15 protein-coding genes are annotated in these 21,126 nt (G+C 57.6%); 6 read left to right on the top strand and 9 right to left on the bottom strand.

The window, feature by feature from the left end; translation table 11 throughout:
- Positions 1 to 28 precede the first annotated feature (28 nt).
- Entirely contained in the window at positions 29 to 328 is a 300-nt protein-coding gene (locus PKC81_RS07900; protein WP_324334829.1) for a hypothetical protein, read from the top strand.
- Between the two features lie 135 nt (positions 329 to 463).
- Here PKC81_RS07900 and ribB read toward each other — a convergent pair whose 3' ends face one another.
- The 6 genes from ribB to PKC81_RS07870 form a co-directional block, all read right to left on the bottom strand.
- On the bottom strand, positions 464 to 1,075 hold the full coding sequence (gene ribB / locus PKC81_RS07895; RefSeq protein WP_324334826.1) for a 3,4-dihydroxy-2-butanone-4-phosphate synthase: 612 nt from the start codon (positions 1,073 to 1,075) through the stop codon (positions 464 to 466).
- Positions 1,072 to 1,650 carry an NAD(P)H-dependent oxidoreductase gene (locus tag PKC81_RS07890; protein ID WP_324334824.1) on the bottom strand — a complete coding sequence of 193 codons (579 nt, stop codon included), beginning with the start codon at positions 1,648 to 1,650 and terminating at the stop codon, positions 1,072 to 1,074. Before PKC81_RS07890 ends, ribB begins: the two co-directional genes overlap by 4 nt.
- Entirely contained in the window at positions 1,647 to 3,128 is a 1,482-nt protein-coding gene (gene glpD, locus PKC81_RS07885) for a glycerol-3-phosphate dehydrogenase (RefSeq protein ID WP_324334822.1), read from the bottom strand. The genes PKC81_RS07890 and glpD overlap by 4 nt, the downstream gene beginning before the upstream one ends.
- A 23-nt stretch (positions 3,129 to 3,151) precedes the next feature.
- Positions 3,152 to 4,240 carry an LLM class flavin-dependent oxidoreductase gene (locus PKC81_RS07880; protein WP_324334820.1) on the bottom strand — a complete coding sequence of 363 codons (1,089 nt, stop codon included), beginning with the start codon at positions 4,238 to 4,240 and terminating at the stop codon, positions 3,152 to 3,154.
- Between the two features lie 101 nt (positions 4,241 to 4,341).
- Complete coding sequence (locus tag PKC81_RS07875) at positions 4,342 to 5,178, bottom strand: aldo/keto reductase (RefSeq protein WP_324334877.1); 837 nt, start codon at positions 5,176 to 5,178, stop codon at positions 4,342 to 4,344.
- Between the two features lie 161 nt (positions 5,179 to 5,339).
- Positions 5,340 to 6,344, bottom strand: coding sequence for a LacI family DNA-binding transcriptional regulator (locus tag PKC81_RS07870; RefSeq protein WP_324334818.1), 1,005 nt, complete (start codon positions 6,342 to 6,344; stop codon positions 5,340 to 5,342).
- Between the two features lie 117 nt (positions 6,345 to 6,461).
- Here PKC81_RS07870 and PKC81_RS07865 point away from each other — a divergent pair, with 117 nt between their 5' ends.
- The 5 genes from PKC81_RS07865 (at position 6,462) to PKC81_RS07845 (ending at position 13,414) form a co-directional block, all read left to right on the top strand.
- Positions 6,462 to 7,550, top strand: coding sequence for a Gfo/Idh/MocA family oxidoreductase (locus PKC81_RS07865; protein WP_324334816.1), 1,089 nt, complete (start codon positions 6,462 to 6,464; stop codon positions 7,548 to 7,550).
- Positions 7,551 to 7,586: 36 nt separating this feature from the next.
- Positions 7,587 to 9,944, top strand: a complete 2,358-nt coding sequence (locus PKC81_RS07860; protein ID WP_324334814.1) for a TonB-dependent receptor — start codon at positions 7,587 to 7,589, stop codon at positions 9,942 to 9,944.
- A gap of 114 nt (positions 9,945 to 10,058) precedes the next feature.
- Complete coding sequence (locus tag PKC81_RS07855) at positions 10,059 to 11,282, top strand: MFS transporter (RefSeq protein WP_324334812.1); 1,224 nt, start codon at positions 10,059 to 10,061, stop codon at positions 11,280 to 11,282.
- An 11-nt stretch (positions 11,283 to 11,293) separates the two neighbouring features.
- Entirely contained in the window at positions 11,294 to 12,412 is a 1,119-nt protein-coding gene (locus PKC81_RS07850; RefSeq protein WP_324334810.1) for a putative sulfate exporter family transporter, read from the top strand.
- 90 nt (positions 12,413 to 12,502) lie between these two features.
- A complete protein-coding gene (locus tag PKC81_RS07845; protein WP_324334808.1) occupies positions 12,503 to 13,414 on the top strand; it encodes a glutathione S-transferase family protein in 912 nt (303 codons plus the stop codon).
- Positions 13,415 to 13,434: 20 nt separating this feature from the next.
- Here PKC81_RS07845 and PKC81_RS07840 read toward each other — a convergent pair whose 3' ends face one another.
- The 3 genes from PKC81_RS07840 to PKC81_RS07830 form a co-directional block, all read right to left on the bottom strand.
- Positions 13,435 to 16,386 (bottom strand): TonB-dependent receptor, encoded by a 2,952-nt coding sequence (locus PKC81_RS07840; RefSeq protein WP_324334806.1) that lies wholly within the window; start codon positions 16,384 to 16,386, stop codon positions 13,435 to 13,437.
- A 640-nt stretch (positions 16,387 to 17,026) separates the two neighbouring features.
- On the bottom strand, positions 17,027 to 17,638 hold the full coding sequence (locus PKC81_RS07835) for a hypothetical protein (protein ID WP_324334804.1): 612 nt from the start codon (positions 17,636 to 17,638) through the stop codon (positions 17,027 to 17,029).
- Entirely contained in the window at positions 17,638 to 20,871 is a 3,234-nt protein-coding gene (locus PKC81_RS07830) for a DNA methyltransferase (RefSeq protein WP_324334802.1), read from the bottom strand. Before PKC81_RS07830 ends, PKC81_RS07835 begins: the two co-directional genes overlap by 1 nt.
- Between the last annotated feature and the right edge of the window lie 255 nt (positions 20,872 to 21,126).

Raw genomic sequence — 21,126 nt, 5'->3', positions numbered from 1 at the left:
CAGGGTACCACCTGAGGAAGAGAGTTTTGTGACCGAAACGAATGAGTTCGAAAGCCATCAGCCGATGCTTGACGGCGCACAGAATGAGGCAGCGGGGAATGGAAAGTCCAAACTCCGCTGGGTGGCGCTCGCCGCCGCCATAGCATTTACTGTGTTCCAGATCGCTGAAACCGAAATGCGGGTGGCCGAACTTAAGGCCGATGGCTTTGGTGAAGTTGCAATCGACAGTGTACGCAATCACGCCTATTTTCCGATGATAGGGGCAATTGCCGGGGCATTGATTTTTATTGGTATCGGAAAACTGTTGAAACGGCTGCTGGCACCCTAAGGCTAATGGCAGTCGATCAACTTCGATCGTCTGCACCAACAACGCAATCTCTTGGTCACTAGATTTGGCGGGTATCGCATGCATAACTAGCCGAAGCGTGCGCTCCGATTTCAGCTTGGCCCTATCGCGGGAAGGCTAGGCTTCTGGCGCAATGCCGAGGCGCTGCAGAAGGTCATCAATGTCGGCAACCTTCAGGGCATGGCTTTCGATCAGTTCGCCTATGTCATTCAGGCGTGCCATTTCGCCGTCGTCGCGCATGATCGAACAGATCACTGCTGCGTCACCGCATCCCGCAAGGCGGCACAGATCGATCGAGGCTTCGGCGGCTGCCGGTCGCTCGGCTGTGCCACCTTCGGATGCGATCAGCGGGAAGACATGCCCGGGGGAGACGAGATCGTCGCTATTGGCCCCTTCAGCCACAGCCACTTCGACTGTCTTCGCCCGGTCCGCAGCAGAAATGCCGGTCGTTACATCGGCGCGCGCCTCAATCGATCGACCGAAAGGGCGACCTGACTGACGCTCGCTGCCGGGATTGATTAGGCTGATGCCCAATTTTACTGCCCTTGCTGGCGTCAGCGACAGGCAGATAAGGCCACGGCCATGGCGCGCCATGAAGTTGATCGCATCGGCTGTGATATGCTTGGCCGCAATTGCGAAATCGATGTCGCCGCGCCGGAACCGGTCGCCGGTGATGACGATGATTTCACCTTTGCCCAGCGCCTCGATCGCTGCGTTCAGATCGTTCATGCGTGCCCCCCCGAGGTTGCGGCAAAGCTGCGTGCGCCCTGCACAACCTGTTTTCCTACAATATCGAGCTGCATCGAAACCCGGTCGTCAAGGCACTCCCCATCAGGTGAGAACAGGTCGGGATAGGTGCGGACGGTCGCTCCCATCGGCGTCGGCCAGCCGCGCAGGGCGTGGACGATACTGCGTAAAGTCTGCATCGTGCTCATGCTGGCCTGATCGCCAAAAGCGGTTGCAATCAGGCCGACGGCGCGACCATCGAGATAGGGCCGGTCGTCTTTTGACAGGTCTTCTAGATAGTCGAGCGCGTTTTTCACCAGCCCTGAAATTGTGCCATGATAACCGGGGGCTGCAATGATGATGCCGTCGGCAGCGCGAACCGCCTCGACCATTTCGGCCCCGTCTGCTGCGCTGTGTGCCTTGCTGCGATAATGGGGGAGGGCCGCAAGATACTCGCCGCCGAATAATTTGACTTCGGCACCCTGTGCTTCGGCCACAGCCAACGCGGTGCGCAACGCCATTTCCGTCGAACTGCCGGGGTTAATCGTTCCGCCGATGGCGACAATTTTGGGGCTCATGTGGCCACCGCCTTTCTGAGATAATTTTCTAGCTGTAGCTGCTCTTGCTGATTCATCCGCAGGCCCAGTTTTGTGCGCCGCCACAATATGTCGTCGGACGTGCGAGCCCATTCTTTGCCGGTCAAATGTTCGATTTCACGTTCGGTAAGGCCATGGCCGAAATGCTGGCCGCAATCGGATAGGGTTTTTGCGTCGCCGAGGATGGCATAGCTGTCCAGACCATAGCTTTTGAACAGACGGTCCGTCCAATCGGGTTCGAGGAAGGGGTAGCGTTGTTCGAGCTTCTGCCGCTCTTCTGCCGTCGCGTCGACATCAAAACCACCCCCCGGCAACGCCTCGGTTCCGGTCCAATGCCTGTTCTGCGGCAGCGGTAATCGTGTGGCAAGCAGATCGACCGCTTCCTCAGCAAGGTGGCGGTAGGTTGTGATCTTGCCTCCGAAAATGTTGAGAATGGGTGCGCCGTCTTCGGCATCACTCAAATCCAGCCGATAGCCACGCGTTGCCGCCTCAGGTTTTCCCGAACCATCGTCAACCAATGGCCGCACCCCCGAATAGGACCAGACAACATCTTCGGGCCGAACCGGCGCGCGGAAGAAGTGGCTGGCACCTTCGCACAGATAGGCAATCTCGTCTTTGCTGGCCTCGATATGGTCGAGGCCGCTTTTGTGATCGGCATCTGTGGTGCCGATCAGGGTGAAATCATGCTCATAGGGTATGGCAAAGAAAATCCGGCCATCGGGAAGCTGGAAGAAATAGGGATAGGGATGGTCAAACAATTTGGGCACGACAATATGCGACCCGCGCACCAGCCGCATCGCATAATCGGCCTTGTCAGGGCTGTGGTTCAGCACGTGCAGCACCGAGGGACCCGCAGCGTTGACGATGGAACGCGCCTGAAACGCCCGCCCGCCTGCGTCGATATGCCAGATGCCATCCTTGCGCTCGAGCCGGGTGACGGGGCAGTGTGTTACGACATCCGCGCCATGATTGGCGGCGTCGCGGGCGTTGAGCACAACCAGCCGGGCATCGTCCACCCAGCAATCGGAATAGATGAAGCCGTTGGTGAATTCGGGCTTGAGCGGGGCACCCGCCGGATGCTGTGACAGCCGGATGCTTTCGGTCGCAGGCAGCCGTTTGCGCGCGCTCAGATGGTCGTAGAGATACAGACCTAACCGCAGCAGCCAGCGGGGGCGCAGGCCTTTCACATGCGGCAGTACGAAACGCATCGGCCAAATGATGTGCGGCGCAATGGCCCACAATGCCTCGCGTTCGGTCAGCGATTCGCGCACCAGAGCGAATTCATAATGCTCGAGATAGCGCAGGCCACCGTGGATCAGCTTGCTCGAAGCCGAGGAGGTTCCGCTTGCCAGATCCTTTGCCTCGAGCAGCAAAACGCGGACGCCGCGCCCTGCAGCATCGCGCGCGATGCCGCATCCATTGACCCCACCGCCAATGACCGCGACATCATAAATCTCCATCACTGCTCCCTGTATCGGCGGTGTTATAGCGCCAGCGGCCCATGCTGGATATGCGGCAAGACGTAACGCGCGAACATGTCCGCTTCCTGCATATGCGGATAACCGGAGAGAATGAAGGCCTCAATGCCTTCCGCTTGATAGGCACGCAATTTAGCGAGCACCTGATCGGGTGTGCCGACGATCGCCGCACCGCAGCCCGAACGGGCCCGACCGATGCCGGTCCACAGATTGTCCTCGACAAAGCCGTCACCGCCCGCTGCTCCGCGCAATTCCTGCTGGCGCTGCACGCCGTAATTTTTGGCATCGAGTGACTTTTCGCGGATCGCCTTGCCTGCTTCCTCGTCCAGCTTGGACAGCAGTCTGTCAGCATAGGCGCGGGCTTCCTCCTCGGTCTCGCGCACCACGACATGGACGCGATAGCCGAACTTAAGGCTACGTCCTTTGGCGGCGGCGCGCTGCTTCATGTCGGTGATCGTTTCGCGCACCTTGTCCATTGTGTCGGGCCACATCAGATAGACGTCGCAGCCCTCTGCGGCGCATTCGCGCGCCTCGTGGCTGAGGCCGCCAAAATAGAACGCCGGGCATTTGCCCGACAGGGTTGTGATGCGCGCCGGATCAAGCTGGAGGTTGTAGAACTCGCCTTGGAAATCGAGCGACTCGCCGTTGAGCAATGTCCGAACAATCTTCATGATCTCGGTGGCACGGCGATAGCGCGGGCCGCTTTCGATCTTTTCGCCTGGCATGTCTGACGAGATGATGTTGACGTTCAGCCGCCCGCCGGTTCCGGCAGCATTGGGCCCAAGAATGCGGTCGAGCGTGGCGATACGGCGCGCGAGTTGCGGCGGCCAGTCCTCGCCCATGCGCGTCGCCCAAAGCAGCTTCGTCCGCTTGACCTGCGTTGCGACGGCGGCGGCGAAGGCTGTGGTATCAAGGCCGAGCTGGTAACCCGAGGGGAGGAGAATATTGTCGAATCCGCCCTCTTCGGCACGGAGCACGATGTTGCGGCAATGCTCCCAGCTCGATTGCAGATAGGGATCGGGAACCCCCAGAAACTCATAATCATCGTCGCATAGCGCCGAAAACCAGGCGATCTCGCATTGTTGGCCGCTCATACTCACTCTCCTTTGCCGACCGGTGCTAACGGCAAACCGGTTCGACGTGCAGTTTCAACGGTGATCCGGTCCGAACTGGCCGGTTCGCTTCATATGGCAGCTCAGGGCAGCCTTTCTCCTCGTGCCGCGACAAGCACGGCATACCAGTCCTGCCTTGACCAGCGGACCTTGTAGGCTTCGGCAGCCTCGGCGATACGACCCCGCTGCTGCGAACCGACAATCGGAATGATGCCCGCCGGATGCGCCATCAGCCAGCTATAGGCGGCGACGGTCCTCGATACGCCCTGTTCGTCAGCAACGCGATCCAGTTCCGCCGCCACGGCTGTGTCGCGCTCGCTTTCTGGATTGGCGAGGCGGCCACCACCGAGCGGCGACCACGCCAGCGGAGTCAGGCCCATCATCATCGCCTGATCAAGCTCGCCATTTTCAAAGCAGGTGATGCGCAGCGGGCTGATTTCCGGCTGCGTCGCCACCAGCTTGTTTCCGAGGAACTGGTTGAGCGCCGCTGTCTGGTGGATCGTAAAGTTTGAAACGCCAATAGTCCGGATCTTGCCCGCTTTGACCGCGTCATCGAGAGTCTTGGCGACTTCCTGCGGGTGCGCAAGTATATCGGGGCGGTGGATCTGGTAGAGATCGATTGTCTCGGTTCGGAGCCGCTTGAGCGAGGCGTCGAGCGCCGACGAAAGATAGGCGGTGCTCTGGTCGTAAGGCAAAGGCGGCATGATTCCGCCCTTGCTGGCGAGCACCATCCGTGCGCGCAGACCCGGCTCGGCAGCCAATACTTCCCCGAGCAGGGCTTCGGCGTCGCCAAAGCCATCGCTTCCGTCAAATCCGTAAATATCTGCCGTATCAAGGAAATTCATGCCTGCATCAAGCACGGTATGAACCAGTTTCGCTGCGTCCGCCGCGGTGCGGCCATTCTCCGCAAGCCGCCACATGCCCCAGGCGATGGTGCTGACTTCAATCTCGCTGTTCCCCAAGCGCCGCATCTTTGCGGGCGCTGGCAATGTCTGGTTCGCGCTCATGGACGCTCCGTCTCCCCGATATGACAACGGTGTCTTATTGAACCTTCAAACGACCGATCGTCAAGCCGGTAAAATCAGGGTTTGCGCAAAGGCGCGGTCGACCCTCTAACCATCACTTCGTGTTGCAGCCGCTGGTGCACGATAGCCGGATCGGGACAAAACAACTGATTGGTGGCAGCATAGGCCAGCTCCCGCACAGGTTGCCGGATCGTGGTCAAAGGCGGCCAGACCAATTGCGCGAGCGGGGTATCGTCAAAGCCTGCGACTGATAGATCCTGCGGTACATCAAGGCCGACACGGTGCGCGTAAGAGAGAACCCCCGCCGCCATGTCGTCGTTGCTTGCAAAAATGGCGGTCGGCTTGTTGGTTAGTTTCAGAAGGGCTTCCGCCGCGGCCATGCCGCTTTCAAAATCGAAGGTTCCGGGACGCACCAGTTCCGGCTCATAAGCAATTCCCGCCCGGTCGAGCGCGCGGCGATAGCCGAAATGGCGCTGGTCGCTCGCCATATGATTGGGGTGACCGATGACAAAGCCGATACGGCGGTGCCCCTGGTTGATCAGGTGCGTCGTCATGTCGTCCGCGGCCTGCGCATCATCCATGAAAACCGAGCTTGTCAGCGCATGATTGGTACCGGGCGAAATGCGGACGAAGCGGATCCGGCGCCGCTCCAGTTCGGCAAGCGCGGCCGGGGCATCGGTTACAGGCGAAGACAAAATCACCCCGTCGACGTGGGTTTCATCGATCAACCCGCCAATTTCCTGTGCCAACGTCGGCGAGTCGATGTCGACCGGTTGCGCAAGCATCCGGACGCCTTCTTCACGGCACCGGTTCCACACGCCTTCCTGCACGGCATGGATATAATAGGGGCTGTGATTATCGTAGATCAGCGCAATTTGAAACGAACGCGAACCAGCCAAAGTCCGCGCCGCAAGGCTCGGGCTGAAGTTCAGCGCGGCGACTGCTTCCTCAACCTTGCGACGGGTTTCGTCGCTGACATATTTTTCCTTGTTCAGGACGCGCGAAACCGTTTTGATCGAAACACCCGCAATGCGGGAGACATCTTTTATCGTGACGCGCATGGCATTTCGGTAACAGTCAGGCCAAAATCTGCAAGCGTGGAATCTGCCCTCTTGCCAAGCTGCCGATATTTTGTGACAAGGCTGTCATAGACACCGTTGTCAGACGGGAGAGGACATTTGACGAATACGGTTCGCTACGGCCTTGTCGGCTCGGGCATGATGGGTGTGGAGCATATCCAAAACCTGGCGATCACCCCCGGTGCTGTTGTCACGGCATTGGCCGATCCCACCGAAAGTTCACTCGGCTGGGCGAAGAATGCGCTCGGCGAAGCGACGGATGGCGTCCAGACCTTTTCCAGCTCGGCTGAACTTGCCGCTTCCGACCTGTGCGATGCGGTTATTGTCGCCAGCCCCAACTACACACACCGCGACGTACTCGTTCCGCTTTTCGACGCGGGTCTTCACATCCTGTGCGAGAAACCGCTCGCCACCAAAATCGAAGATGCGCGCTGGATTGTCGAGCGTGCGGCACAATCGCCAGGCATATTCTGGACGGCGATGGAATATCGCTACATGCCGCCGGCAGCCGAATTCATCCGTCAGGTGCATGACGGCCGCACCGGCAAATTGCAGATGCTTTCAATCCGCGAGCACCGCTTCCCCTTCCTGCCCAAGGTCGCCGACTGGAACCGCTTCTCCGAAAATACTGGCGGTACGATGGTCGAGAAATGCTGCCATTTCTTCGATCTGATGCGGCTGATCACCCAGTCAGAAGCGGTGCGGGTATATTGTTCGGGCGCGATGGACGTGAACCATCTCGACGAAAGCTATGATGGCCGTCGTCCTGACATTATCGACAACAGCTACACCACGGTCGATTTCGCCAATGGTGTGCGTGCGATGCTCGACCTTTCAATGTTTGCCGACGGCGCCGAAAATCAGGAAGAGATCACTGCGGTTGGTGACAAGGCCCGGCTCGATTGCCTTATTCCCGAAGGCAGCCTGGTCTATTCACCACGCGTCGGTTTCCGCCAGCCAAAGGCTGTCGAGCGCACTGTCATCGAAGTCGACGAAGCCGCGCTGAAGGCCGGCAGCCATCACGGCTCAACTTATTATGAACATCAGAAATTCAACGCTGCCGTGCGCGGCGAAGGCCCAGTGGAGGTGACGGCAGAAGACGGCATGCGCGCCGTCGCCATCGGCATGGCCGCAGAGATCAGCGCGCGCGAGAAGCGTGTCGTCGAGATGAGCGAATTGGGTTTTTGAACGCCCGGCAACAGGGCGAATTAGGAGGACGAGGACATGAAGACATTATTATTGGCCGGCAGCGCACTCGCGCTGATCGCAACATCCGCCCCCGCTTTTGCACAAGAGGCTGAAGATGAAGGCGGCAAAGGTGCTGAAATCATCGTCACCGCGCAAAAGCGTGAGGAAAATCTGCAAGAAGTTCCGCTCGCAATTTCCGTGATCGGTGGCGACGCGATTGCCAATTCGGGTGCGGTAACGCTGGAAAATGCGCAATATCTGGTTCCCAGCCTGAACTTCCGCAAATCAGGGACCACGCTTAATCAGGCGCTATTCTTGCGCGGTGTCGGTACGATCAACTTCTCGATCGCAGCCGAGCCTTCGGTCGCCGCCGTTCTTGACGGCGTGGTGCTGAGCCGCGCTGGTGAGGGATTTACCGATCTCGCTGATGTCGAGCGTATCGAAGTGCTGCGCGGTCCACAGGGCACATTGTTCGGGAAAAATGCCTCTGCCGGTGTCGTCTCGATTGTAACCAAACGACCTTCAAACGACTTTGAAGGCACCGTCGAAGCTTCGTACTTCACCAAGGAAGAATATCGCGGTCGCGCCACACTTAACCTGCCATTGGGCGAAAATATCCGCTCGCGCTTCACCGGCTATTACAGCGAATATGATGGCAATATCCAGAACATCACGCTGAATCGCAAGGTCAATGGCTATAAGCATTATGGCTTCCGCGGTGCCATCGAAGCCGATTTGGGCGACACCGTAACGCTGCTGCTGCGCGGTGACTGGCGCAAGGCAAAGGACGATTGTTGCGCCGAAATCATCGGCACGACACCGACAAACGCTGCCGCCACCGCGCTGGCCGCTACGGGCATAGCGGGCGACCGCACCCACCGCGTCGCGCAAAACCTGATGACCGCTACAAATGAAGAAAGCTGGGGCGTTTCGCTGCAGGCCGATATCGAACTGGGCGAGCATGTGCTGACCTCAATCACCAGCTATCGCGGCTGGGACAATCAGGAAATCCGTGACGGCGACTGGCTGGACCAACCCTATGTCGGTTTGAACCAATTGCATGACGATGGCCCGCAGACCTCGAACACCTTGTCGCAGGAACTGCGGATTGCATCGCCGACCGGCAACTTCCTCGAATATGTGCTTGGTGCCTATTACTCCAAGGCTGACTCGGATCGCACCTTTGCGCGTTCGGTCATCACCTGTTCGGCCTCGACGCTTCCGGCAGTAGCGCCGGGCCTGACCCCTTGTTCGACTGCCCCCGGCGTTTCGACCATTACAACGCCTTACGGCATCGCTGACTTCGGATCGGTGTTCAAGAATTTCGCCGTTTTCGGGCAAGCGACATTGAATCTGTCCGACGATATCCGCTTCATCGGTGGGCTTCGCTGGACGCAGGACAAGCTCAACATCTACCACATTCGCCGCACCACACTTGCTGGCCCCGGCGTCGGCGGCAGCTTTGACTCAGGCGTCTACAACAATGGCGCCCTTGTTCCGCCTCCGGGTACTGGCTTCCTGGCTGGCGCACCGAACGGGATTCCATTCACAGCCAATACCAAGAACGACAATGTGTCGGGCAAGGCTGCAGTGCAGGTTGACCTATCAGACGACAATATGGCCTATTTAAGCTACACGCGTGGCTATAAGGGCCCAGCGTACAACGTGTTCTACAACATGGCGACGGTGCACACCAACGTCATCGAACCTGAAACCGTCAATGCATTCGAAGCGGGCCTCAAGAACACCTTCCTCGACGGCGCCCTGATCGTCAATCTGGCCGGCTACTACGCCAAGTATAAGAACTATCAGGCAAACAGCCCGGACTTCGTCAACGGCGTTCGCACGACCCGATTGATCAATGCCGGTACCGTATCGACGCAGGGTTTTGAGCTCGAACTGGTTGCCAATCCGGCGAGCAATTTTTCAGTCAACGCCGGTCTTGCTTATAACAAGGCGAAGGTCGAACAGTTCCGTTTGCCCCCAGGCGCAAATGCAGCTGATCTGATTCCGTCGGGTACGCCTTTGGCTAATGCGCCGGAGTGGAAATTCGCCACAGGCTTTGACTGGACCATCGAAACAGGCGGTTTTGCAAATGTTGAACTGAACGGTCAGTTGACGATGCAATCCGATCAGATCTACGAGCTGTCAGCCAGCGCTGCTGTACGTCGCGGTTCGACCGTGGATGGTTATGCGATCGTTGATCTGTCCGCTGCTCTGGTCGACCAGAATGACGGCTGGCGCGTTGCGCTGCAGGTGAAGAACCTGTTCGACAAGAGCTTCGCATCGTCGATCGTCTCCGGTGGGCCGGGTGGCGCATTCCGATACATCATTCCGCGTGAAGCCGACCGCTATTTCGGCATCACCGCCCGTATCAATTTCGGCGCAAACTGAGCCCGACCGGGTCGCAACGAATGAAAGGGCCGGGCAGCAATTCCCGGCCCTTATTGCTTTCACAGCCTATAAACTGCTGTACATGATTATACCGGACAAGGGGGAGACACGCGCATGAAAGTCATCACGCCGCAATTGCGCTGGACCCTGTTCGGGCTGCTCTGTGTCGCGGGCATCTTCAACGCGATGGACCGACCGATCATCGCAATCTTGAAGCCCGATATGTCGGCCGATTTTGGCTGGACCGACGAGGATTTCGGCAATCTCGCTTTCGTCACCCAGATGGCCGCAGCATTTTCCTTCCTTTTTACTGGCTGGCTGGTTGATAAACTTGGCGTGCGGCGCTCGATGATTGCGGGTGTCACGACTTGGAGTTTCGCCGCGATGGCGCACGGCTGGGCGATTACCGCCTGGCAGGTCGTTGGCGCGCGTATCGGGCTGGGGGCAACCGAAGCGGTGCAGACGCCGCTGACGATCAAGACGGTCGCCACGCTATTCCCGCCCGACAAACGCAGCTTCGCCTTTGGCGTCGGCACCGCAATTGCGGGCCTAGGTACCATCGGCATGCCCTTTTTCATCCCGATCCTTGCTGCCGAAATGGGTTGGCGCGGGGCACTGGTTTTCGGCGGCGTGGCGGGTTTTGTAACGCTGGCGCTGTGGCTGTGGTTCGCACGCGGCATCCGTTTTGATGACGGCGCAGAAGATGGACAGCGCGACTTTTCCGACGACGGCGCTCCCTACGGACCAATCCTCATGGAACGCCGCACCTGGGCGATTGTAGTTGCCAAGGCGATTTCCGATTCAACCTGGTGGCTTATGGGTTTCTGGCTTGCCGATTTCTATCGCAAGACCTTCAACCTCACCACTGAAGAACTCGCAGTGCCATTGGCGATCGCTTTTCTCGGGTCAGGCGCGGGCGCGTTGTTCGCAGGCTGGATTTCAACCCGGCTGCTCGAAAGCGGGTGGAGCGTCAATCGCGTGCGCAAGACGGTGATGCTGGTCTCCGCGCTGATCGTCACGCCTTTGCCCTTCGTGCTGCAACTCAACAGCTTCTGGCCGGTTGCCATCATGATGGGTGTGGTAATGGCGGGGCATCAAGGTTTTTCACTGTCGATCTTTTCCACCATCACCGACGTGGTCCCGCGTACAAAGGTGGGTCGGGTAACTGCCTTTGGAGCTTTCATGGGTAATATCGGCGGCGCCTTGATCCAACCGGTCACCGGTGCGGTGTTGACAGCGGGGCTAGGATTCATGCCGCTATTCATTTTCGCCGCATCGTCCTACCTGCTGGCACTCGCATGGCTGCATATGCTTTTGCCCAATATTCAGAGAAGCTAAACCGCACAGCAATGAGCGATCCCTCCTTCATCAACCCCGACCAAGCACCCAAGCAACGCCCCGCATGGGATGCGCTCCCCTATGGCGGTGATTTGTTTGGCGAGATCCATCTGGCGGAAACCAACAAGTATGAAGCTGAACAAGCGGCCAAGGACAGCCTGTTCCCTGGCCTTGCAATCTGCGGTGTGGCATCCGCTGCTGCGGCCTGGCTTTCTGAGCATTACCACTTCCCGATCATCTTGCTTGGCCTTCTGGTTGGCCTGTCGTTGAGCTTCATCGCCCGCGACGCACGCACGCATAAGGGGCTGGATTTCGCCTCTCGTACCTGCCTGCGCTGGGGTATTGTGATCCTCGGCTTGCAAGTCACCTTCATGCAGATCGGTGCGCTGGGAATCATTCCGTTCCTCGCACTCGTTGTGGTTATGGGCCTGACCTTGTTCACTGGCATCGCGAGTGCCCGCCTGTTCGGTCAGTCGAGCTACGCGGGCCTGCTTGCAGGTGGTGCGACGGCGATTTGCGGGGCGAGTGCGGCGTTGGCCCTTTATGGCGTAATCGGCAAGGACCGGCTGTCGCAGGCGCAATTTGCGCTCACACTTGTCGGCATAGCGCTAGCCAGCGCGCTGGCCATGTCGGTCTATCCGATACTTGCGTCCTATTTTGCCCTCAGCGACAGGCAGGCAGGCTTCCTGATCGGCGCCTCGATCCACGACGTCGCGCAGGCGATTGGCGGCGGCTATGCCTTTTCCGATCCCGCAGGCAGCCATGCAACGATCGTCAAACTGGCACGTGTTGCTTTGCTCGCCCCGATTGTGGCGCTGGTTACTTTGGCGATTGGCGCGTCGGGCGCACCGACAGGACAGGCACAGTGGCGTCGCCTTGCCTTGCCCTGGTTTATCACCGCCTTTCTGGCGGCAGTAGCATTCAACTCATTGGTCCAGGTTCCATCCCAATTCGCCGAAACAGCCCTTTCGGCTTCGAAGGGGCTGCTGCTGCTCGCGGTCACCGCTACCGCAATGCGGAGCCGGATGGACCTCTTGCTCGATATGGGTTGGCGCGCAACGATACCGGTGCTCAGCGCCACCGTGGTCAGCTTCCTGTCAGCCCTGCTCTTTGTGCTGCTCTTCATGTGAGCATTGCCGTGCGATTGACTTGCGGCGTGGGGCACTGCAACCCTGTGGTCGCATAATCGGTATATCAAGGCATGCAAGGAACCCAAGGCAATGTCAGAAATCATTCTCCACCAATATGATTCCTCCCCCTTTTCTGAAAAAGTGCGCGTCTGTCTTGGGATAAAGGGCCTGTCCTGGCAGGCGGTCGACCAGCCGGTGATCATGCCAAAGCCTGACCTGGTTCCTCTAACCGGGGGCTATCGGCGCATCCCCGTGCTTCAAATTGGTGCTGACATTTATTGCGACAGCGCGCTTATAGTACGTGAAATCGACCGCCGCTTTGAGCAGCCTTCTTTATACCCGACGGGCATTCGGGGTGTGGCCAATGCTTTTGAAATCTGGGGTGACAAGGTGCTGTTCCAGTCAGCCGTCATGGCTATTTTCGGCACCCTGGGTGATGGCGTTGATCCGGCCTTCATCAAGGATCGTGAGGCTCTAAGCGGCCAGCCGTTCAATGTCGCCGCGATGAAGGCTCTGGCACCATTTGCGCTCACCCAGATCAAGGCGCAGGCTACGCTTCTTGCGGAGCAGCTTGCAGATGGCCGGGCCTTTCTGGAAGGCGAAAATCCGGGGCTGGCAGACGCCGCAGCCTATTATAATTTCTGGTTCATCCGCACATTTTGCGCAGGTCTGATCGACCGGCTGCCAGACGTTGCAGGGCTTGACGGCTGGTATGATCGCGTTGCAGCGATCGGCCATGGCGTGCGATCCAACCTTCAGCCGGCTGATGCGTTGACAATTGCGAAGGCTGCGATGCCCGATACGGTCGACTGTTTGCCCGGCGACGCACAAATGCTGGGCAAGAATGTGATGCTGGCAGCGGCGGACTATGGCCGCGATCCAATTATCGGCATATTTGCGGGCTCTACCCCTTACAGCCTTTCGGTGCTGCGCGATGATCCGGAACTGGGCAAAATCGGTGTCCATGTGCCGCGGCTCGGCTATTCTATAACCGCGGTTTAGCCGCCTCACCGCATCGGGTATCAGAATTTGTACGCGGCACCGAACTGGAACTGTCGCGGGGGTCCGGCATTGCGCTGCACAAATGGCGCACTACCGCCGAACTGGATCTGGTTGGAGGTTGTAGCAGCGTTAGCGAAGCCGGATTCATTATTTGAATTGAACAGGTTGAATATGTCGGCACTCAATTCAAATCTACCGCCAAATCCGGGAATCGCATAGCGCGCGCCCAGATCGACAGTCGCCGACCAAGGCAGTCTGGCCGAGTTGCGTGCAGCGCCAGGGTAGCGATCCGAATTGCCAACAAAATTTTCGCCGAAGGAGGCGCCATCGCCATTCAGGTCCTGCGTGCCGAAAATCCGCGCGTCGGGTACAAGATTGACTGGCTGACCCGACTGGAAAAGCCCGGCAATGCTCAGGCTGGCCCCGTCAAACGGATAGAGATAGCCAATTGCCGAAATTACATGGCGCCGATCATTGGCCGAAGGCCCCCATTCAGTACTAAAATCATTGCTATTGGCAGCACGAAAATTGATATCGTCGGTGTCGTTGGTCAGCTTGGAGAAGGTGTAGGAAAGGCGGAATGCGTAACCATCATTTCCGCGCATCTTTTGCGCTTGCAGGATGACGGCCTTATACTCTGACTCGCCCTCGGTTTCCGAAACCGTAATTTGTCGCGCCCCGCCGGGCACCAGTGCTACCGGACGTGTCGCGTCCGCTGCTGCTTGCGTTCTTACCAGTCCCAGCGATTGGGCCAATGCCAGCCGTGCCGCATTGTCGGGCAGGCTGCGCAGTATCGCGATATTTGAATCGGTGAGGTTGGCGCGATTGGGGGTGAATGGCGCAGGTGCATTCAGGTCAAGCAAACGCACCAAATTGTGCGAACGGCTGTAGATCAAATCCGCGCTCAGGCTGACCAAATCAGTCACCTGAAACTGATACCCACCGCTCAACTGCAAGCTCCATGGGCTTTGGTAGCCATCGGGATTCAGAATCCGGGCTTCATTGACCGTCGCAGTATCGCGCAAGCCTTGCGCCTGCGAAGGCGCAGGGCAGCTCGTGACGGCGGTGCAAAGCGGCGAGACGGTAAGGTTTCCTTCGAATGTGATTTTAGACAAGTCGGTTCCCGAAGGAATCAGGCCGAGCGATTGCAACTGTCCCAATTGGGCAAGAAATCCGGGCGCTCTGCTGTTGCGTTGAAGCGCGTCGGAGATCACCGCATAGGATAGCTTGCCGTAGAACAGACCTGCCCCAAAGCGCAGCGTCGAGCGTGCGTCCGGTCGGTAGTTAAGCGAGAAACGCGGGGCAAAATTATCATAGTCTCCGCCCTGTCCGCCCTTGGCGGTAAGACTGTCAGAGTCCCAACGCACGCCCAGCGTTGCGGTCAATTTCGGGCTCAATTGCCATTCATCTTCGACGTAGAGGGTGGCCTGGGTTTGTTCGGTGCCGAATGCCTGGGGACGCAGTTCGACCGAGTAGTTGGCAACGCTTGGGTTAAGGCCGAGAATGTCTTGTGCACCAAGGCTGAGGCCAATGCCGCTCGCTGCCAGAGACGCGATCTGCGCCGAAGTCAGGTCGACGGTAAAATTGCCATCCGGATTTCCGCCCCCTAACAAGGCAAAATCCGACCTGATAATATCGGCTCCGAAGCTGAGTTTGTGGTTACCCAGTTTGCGCTGCAACCTGTGGCTGGTCTGCCAGCTTTTCTCAAGGTCATTGAATATGAAGCCGGGGTGGCCGACAATCGCTGCCGTCAGTCCGCTGGGGTCGCGTATGACGACCTGTGGGCCTGCGGGACCCTTTGGCTGGCCATAATTCCAGCGAAACCGGCTGAACTGGAGTGCGCCATCGTAGCTCCACTCGTCGCCAGAATAACTGGCGGTTGCCGCGACCAGTGTCGAAAAGCGGTCCTGATCCGATCCCGCTGACGGAAAGGTAACATTGCCGCCGCCAAGGCCGCCACCGGGCCGATCAATCGTGACACGTCCAAAATTACCGCGCAGCCCAAGTGTCCAGTCGTCGGTCAATCGGTGATCGAGTCGGACAGATCCCAGATAAAATTCGCTACGACCGGTAACGGTATCAACCACGCCCAATGCCGGCGCATCGACAATCTTGATATTGCGGTCGCGCGTATATTCCAAATTGGCGTAGAAAAAGGTTGTGTCGCGGGTAATCGGTCCGCCAAGGCTCGCGCCTGCCTGATATCGCTCGAAACTTTCGCCGACGGCATTTCCCGACAGGTCACGGCGAGGGAAGGGCGACTTTGAATCGAGCGGACGCCCCGGGCGCATCAGCGCGTAAACTTCGCCATGATAGTCATTGCTGCCCGAAGGAGAGGTGTAATTGACGATGCCATTGGCCGTGCGACCATAGGCCGCTGAATAAGAGTTGGCGAGAACGGTCACTTCACGGGTGAATCCGAGCGGAACGGGAAATTTGATGCCACCCAGAAAATTCTCGTTATTGTCGAGGCCGTCGATAAGGTAATTTGTATCAAGGCCGTTTGAACCATTGATCGATATCGATGGCGATTCCGGAAAGAAGCCGGTTGACGGAACCACATTGGGCAGGCGGATCAAGGCGCCCAGGACATCACGTCCCTCGATTGGAAGACCTGCCAACTCTTGCGCACCAAGCGAGCTCGATACTTCTGCATTGACCGGATTCAACGCGGTGATGCCGCGGCTTCCTGTCACTATGATGCCATCGGCACCAACAGGATTGAGCCTTAAGGTAATGCTGCTGGTGAAATATGATCGCAGAGTGACAATTGCCTGCGATTCGTCCGCAGAGGAGCCTGAGCCACGAGCCGAAACCCTATACCGCCCTGCGGTTGTCAGGCCCTCGACCCTGACGAAGCCATTTGAATCGGAGCGAACTGTCCGCGAATAGCCGATGTCGCTATTTTCGACGAGGACTTCGCTGTCGACTATCGGTTCGCCGGTCGTGGCGTCTAGCAATGCGATCTGCAACCCGGCCTGTTGCGCCCCGGCCGGCGTTGAAACAGCACATAATGCCGCGGCCAATCCAATACATATTGATTGAGAGGAGGGGGGGCGCACTTTTGTCTCCGGATAAGTGTCGGGCCTGTTGTTACTGGGTTCGCGGCGCTAATCTGCTTGCTCCAGATCGTGCCTGTTAGCCAGATCGTGGAAGTTCGCTTGCGCAGCCAATCGTCGGCCACCGCTACGCGCAAACAGTCTTTCAATAAACCGTTTTTCAGAGCTTTTTAGAGCAGCACTTGGTGCGCAGCATGTCGCTCAAAGGTCCGCCTGCCAAGTACGACCACGGCGAGCTGCAACGCTTGCGCTTCAATAGCGCTATCAGTGGGACTTGCCCAAAAATCGCGGCTGTTCAAAAGGCCTGAAATGTAAAATACTATTTTCGGCGCTTTCAAAGCTTAAAAACACAATCCAAAGGCACTGCCCTTTAAAAGGCCATTCCGCCGTATGTTTCGGATTTCCCTACTGAAAGGACTGGTGCCGCTTACGTGCACCGCATATTTGATATAATGCATTATTATATCAGTATTTTATTAAGCTGACTCCTAATAATACCCCCAAAAATACCCCCAGACCAGCTAGCTACCCCCTAAATTTTCCTATGGCGGTGCTATCGAAACAGGCCGACTAGCGCCATCATTTGGATGGCACATTCGTCATTCAACCTATGGTATCGATCCTCCAGCCGTTGATAGGTTCGGTGCCACATGCCCTTGGGGCGGCGTATGGGCATTTCCCATCCCTCTTCGCACCCAAGACGCTTTTGGATTTTGAACAGCGCCTCAAAGGGCTTGTCGCGGTCTGCTACGCGCTGGCTTTTGTAATGGACGCGCCATGCCTTGCGAGAAGCGAAGCGGTCTCCATTTCCCGGCTTATACAAGATCGAAACACGGTGACCGCGAAAGGGGCAGATCATCCACCATCGCCGCCCGCCATAATGAGGCTTGGTATAGGTGAGGCGAATTTCCTGACGAACCTTTTCAGCGTCCGCCCCCGTGCCAAGTGTGTATGTCAGAATCAGCCAAGAATTGTCCGGGTCAGCCATATTCGCCTGATAGCTGATCCAGCCGGAAGGCTGCCCACCACTACTCCAGCTAAGTGTTCCAACCCTATTGGCGAAAGGGACAGCTAATTGGCGGCGCAACATCCATGGCAGATCGACGCGAAGGCATTCCTCTGCGACCGGCCCGCCATATTGCCGTCCTGATCCCCAGCCGCCCATTAGACATTGGCCTCCAGCAAGGCGATTTCATCGGCGGTCAGATCGAACAGCGCATAGACCTTGGCATTGATCTCGGCTTCCAGCCGAGCGATTTCGGCTGTCAGGGCGTGGATTTCGGCGCGGCTGGCGGCAATCCAGTTCTCCCAATCGTTGCGTTCCTGAAGCGGAATTTTGGCTTTCAGCGCCTTTTCCACTTCCTTCTGGAAAGCGGCAAAGTCGGGCAGGTTCCACCATTCCTTAAGCCGGGTGGTGAGCTTGGCGCTGGCCGGATTGGTGGCAAGGTCTGGAATGCGTCGGATGATCGCCTGTTGCACGCCATGGCGCTTTTGCGCTGTCAACTGCGCCGCCCGCGCGAGGCTGCTAACTTCATCCTTCTGTGCAGGGTTAGCGGACGGTATCGGGAAAGCACCAAGCCCCTCAGGCTGAATTTCGAAGAACCCCCCTGCTTTGACAGCAAATATGCTCTTAAACAAAAAACTTGCCAGATTCGAATTGAGCAAAGCACTGACGAAGTAATTGTCGGAACCCGCATCAATCATGTAGGCTGTATTGCTCAGTATGGAGCCAGACTGGTCAACGGAGAAAGTTGGGCGGGATGATATTTTAGTGGAGACAACCTTTTCGTTTGAAAAATTGTTCCAGTATGCGGTTTTGTCCTGAATTTCTGACCAACGGTAAGTTCCGGGCTTTCGACCCGGCCATTTTTCATCGGGGCGTGATGGCCTCCAGCCGTCTGGCCTAGGTTCTAACTTTTCTCGATACGCTGACAGGTATTCGACTATCGCCGGATAATCCGACAAATCCAGACCTTGGCGCGCAAAGATTATCCATTGGTTTGGCCAAACCTGATGCCATCGCTCAAGGTCTTTGCCCTCAAGCCATGGCTTTAACAGGTTATCAGACGCACCGTCCTGCGCGACCAGTCGGTCGCGGGTAGCCTGATCGATGACAAAGGCATCATTCCTACCAGTCGTTACCCCTCTAAAGGCCTTCCCATACACGGTGCGCAATTGAATCTTTTTCTCTGCGATTTTGGCCCTTAGAGCGCGCAAACTTTCGCCCTCCAACTCCCATAACCCGGACCCAAGCGCTTCTTGCGGGAACGGTTTGGCGAGGTCGCCAAAGGCATCTGAAAAACTGCCGCTTGGCATTTCGCCAATCTTCCAGATTTGCAGGTCATGGCCCGGAGGCGGACTTCCTGCCTGCATTGTTAGAATTGCGGGATAGGTGGTAACGCCCTCAAAAATCTGGTTGTCGCCGAAATCTACAATCGTTTCAAAAGTGGCGTTCGCGCGCAGGAAATCCCGTAACGGCGCACCCGATGCAATCTTAAAGAAAGTGCAGTTGCTGATATAGCCCAGCCGTCCACCGGGTTTCAAAATGCGCAATCCACGCTCGAAGAAGTAGGCATAAAGGTCAGCTACCCCATGGTAGACTGCAAAGCGCTTCTCTAGATACGGCTTCAAGTCTTTTAACAATTCCTGCCGCACATAGGGCGGATTGCCCAGCACCACGTCGAAGCCGCCCGCCGCAAAAATATCCGGGAAGGCAGTTTTCCATTCGAAGCCGTGGCTGCGATAGGCAAAGCTGGAATCTTCGATCAGGCTGTCACCAACGCGCAAATTGGCGTCCAGACTGTCCAGCACCTTGCCGCGCCGCGCGGTCTTGATCCACAGGCTCAGCTTGGCGATTTCCACGCTTTCGCTGTTAACGTCCACGCCGAACAGGTTGTGTGTCAGGATTTCGCTATCAGGGTCCAGCAGATCGCCCGCCATGCCGGTGCCGGACAGTTCGGCCAGCTTGGTGTTCACCTGCCCAAGTTCAGCCTTCAGGTAGTCGAAAGCCATGATCAGGAACACGCCCGATCCGCAGGCCGGATCGACAATGCGCAGCGCGGTTAACCGGTCGCGGTATTCAGCCCAAGCCTGCCGTTCGGCCTTGGCCGATTTCCACGCAATCGCCTCGTCATCGGCCTTCGCTCCCTTGGCGGCATATCGGCCTAGGATTTCGGCAAATATCTCCCTGCAGTGCGTGCCCAGCGTCTGATCGACAATGAAGCGCGCCACATAGTCCGGAGTGTAGACCACGCCATCACGCTTGCGCCGTCCGCTGGTGCCGCTGACTTTCTTTTCCACCGGCGCTTCGCCCAGCGCTTCGGCCTGAAGCTGTTCCACGTCGGCAATCGACTGCTCAAATATGTGGCCCAGCACGGTGACGGAAATTTCGCTAGCAAAGTCATATTCCGCCAGCCGCTTGAAGCCCTCGCAGATATGGTCCGGCACGGCCAGCGCATCAATGGTGGCGTTCGGCTGGAACAGGCCGCCATTGTAGCGCGGAATTTGGAGCTGGTCGTTGCCCCGATCAATCGCGTTGAACAGGCCCAGGAACGTCTGCCAGACGGGCTTGGGATTGTAGGGGTCGTGGTGCTGGAAGGCGTTCAACAGGCTGTCATCGGGCAACAGGCCATTGTCTTCGGCAAAGGCGATGAACAGCACCCGGTCCAGAATGGTCTGGCCCAGTCGGATAGCCTCCAGCGGGTCGCCTTCAGGCAGGGCAGTGCGCACCGCCCCAATCAGATCGCTGCGCAGGGTGCGATAGTCGGCATATAGCCGCGCGGTAATGTCGCGGTCTTCCTTCCGGCTTTCCTCCAGAATCGCCAAGGTCTGGCCGGACAGCAGGTTGTCTGCTGACAAAAGCAGCATGAACCGCTGATATTCGGCTGGATCATGGAGCTTCGCCAGATCGAAGCTGTCATGAAATTGTCGCCCGTCCGCATAGCTGTAGAGGCGGATTTCCAGATAGTTGGATACCAATACCCATTTGGTGCCCACGTTGTCGCTGGCGTATTCCCATGCCTGTTGGACCGGGGTCTTGGCGCGGCCCGGCATGATTGCATCAAGGTTCTTTGTCTTCGCGCCCTTCAACTCGAAAGGGGCGATAATTCGGCGATTGTCCGGCTTGAAGTAACCAAGCGCAAGGTCCACTGCCCCCGCCCCGATGCTTGCTTTAGAGGCAACGGTCCATTCGCCCCCGCCGTTGAAAGGCGTAAAGCCTAGAACATCACACACAATCCGCTGTTTGAACTGGTCTTCAATTTCAGTTTCCGACTGGGTTTCAATTGAGCGGTCGCGAATAGTATCGCCCCACCGGCGCAAGATTTCCAACTTTGCGGGATCGGGTGCAGCAGCACGGTCGATATGACGCTTAACCGTCTTGGAATTGAACAGTTGCAATTGGATACTCCAATACTTCCCTATTTACGCTTTAGGTTTCGATTCGAGCCGCGCCAAATATTTTCCTAAATCATCAGGCAATTTGGCTGTTTGGGACATCAGGGAACAATCGGCTTTCTATTTGCGCCTATTTTAGTAATCGCCATCCCTGCCACAGTGCCAGCCGCTTTCCGAATGTCTCACAACTTTGCCCCACGGCTTGGGTCCACATCCTGCCATCCCCAGCTCTTGTTCCCATGCAATTCGCGAACATTT

Origin of the sequence: Sphingorhabdus sp. (assembly GCF_035329025.1) — a bacterium.
GTDB lineage: Bacteria > Pseudomonadota > Alphaproteobacteria > Sphingomonadales > Sphingomonadaceae > Sphingorhabdus_B.
This window is presented reverse-complemented; position numbering and strand designations above follow the sequence as displayed.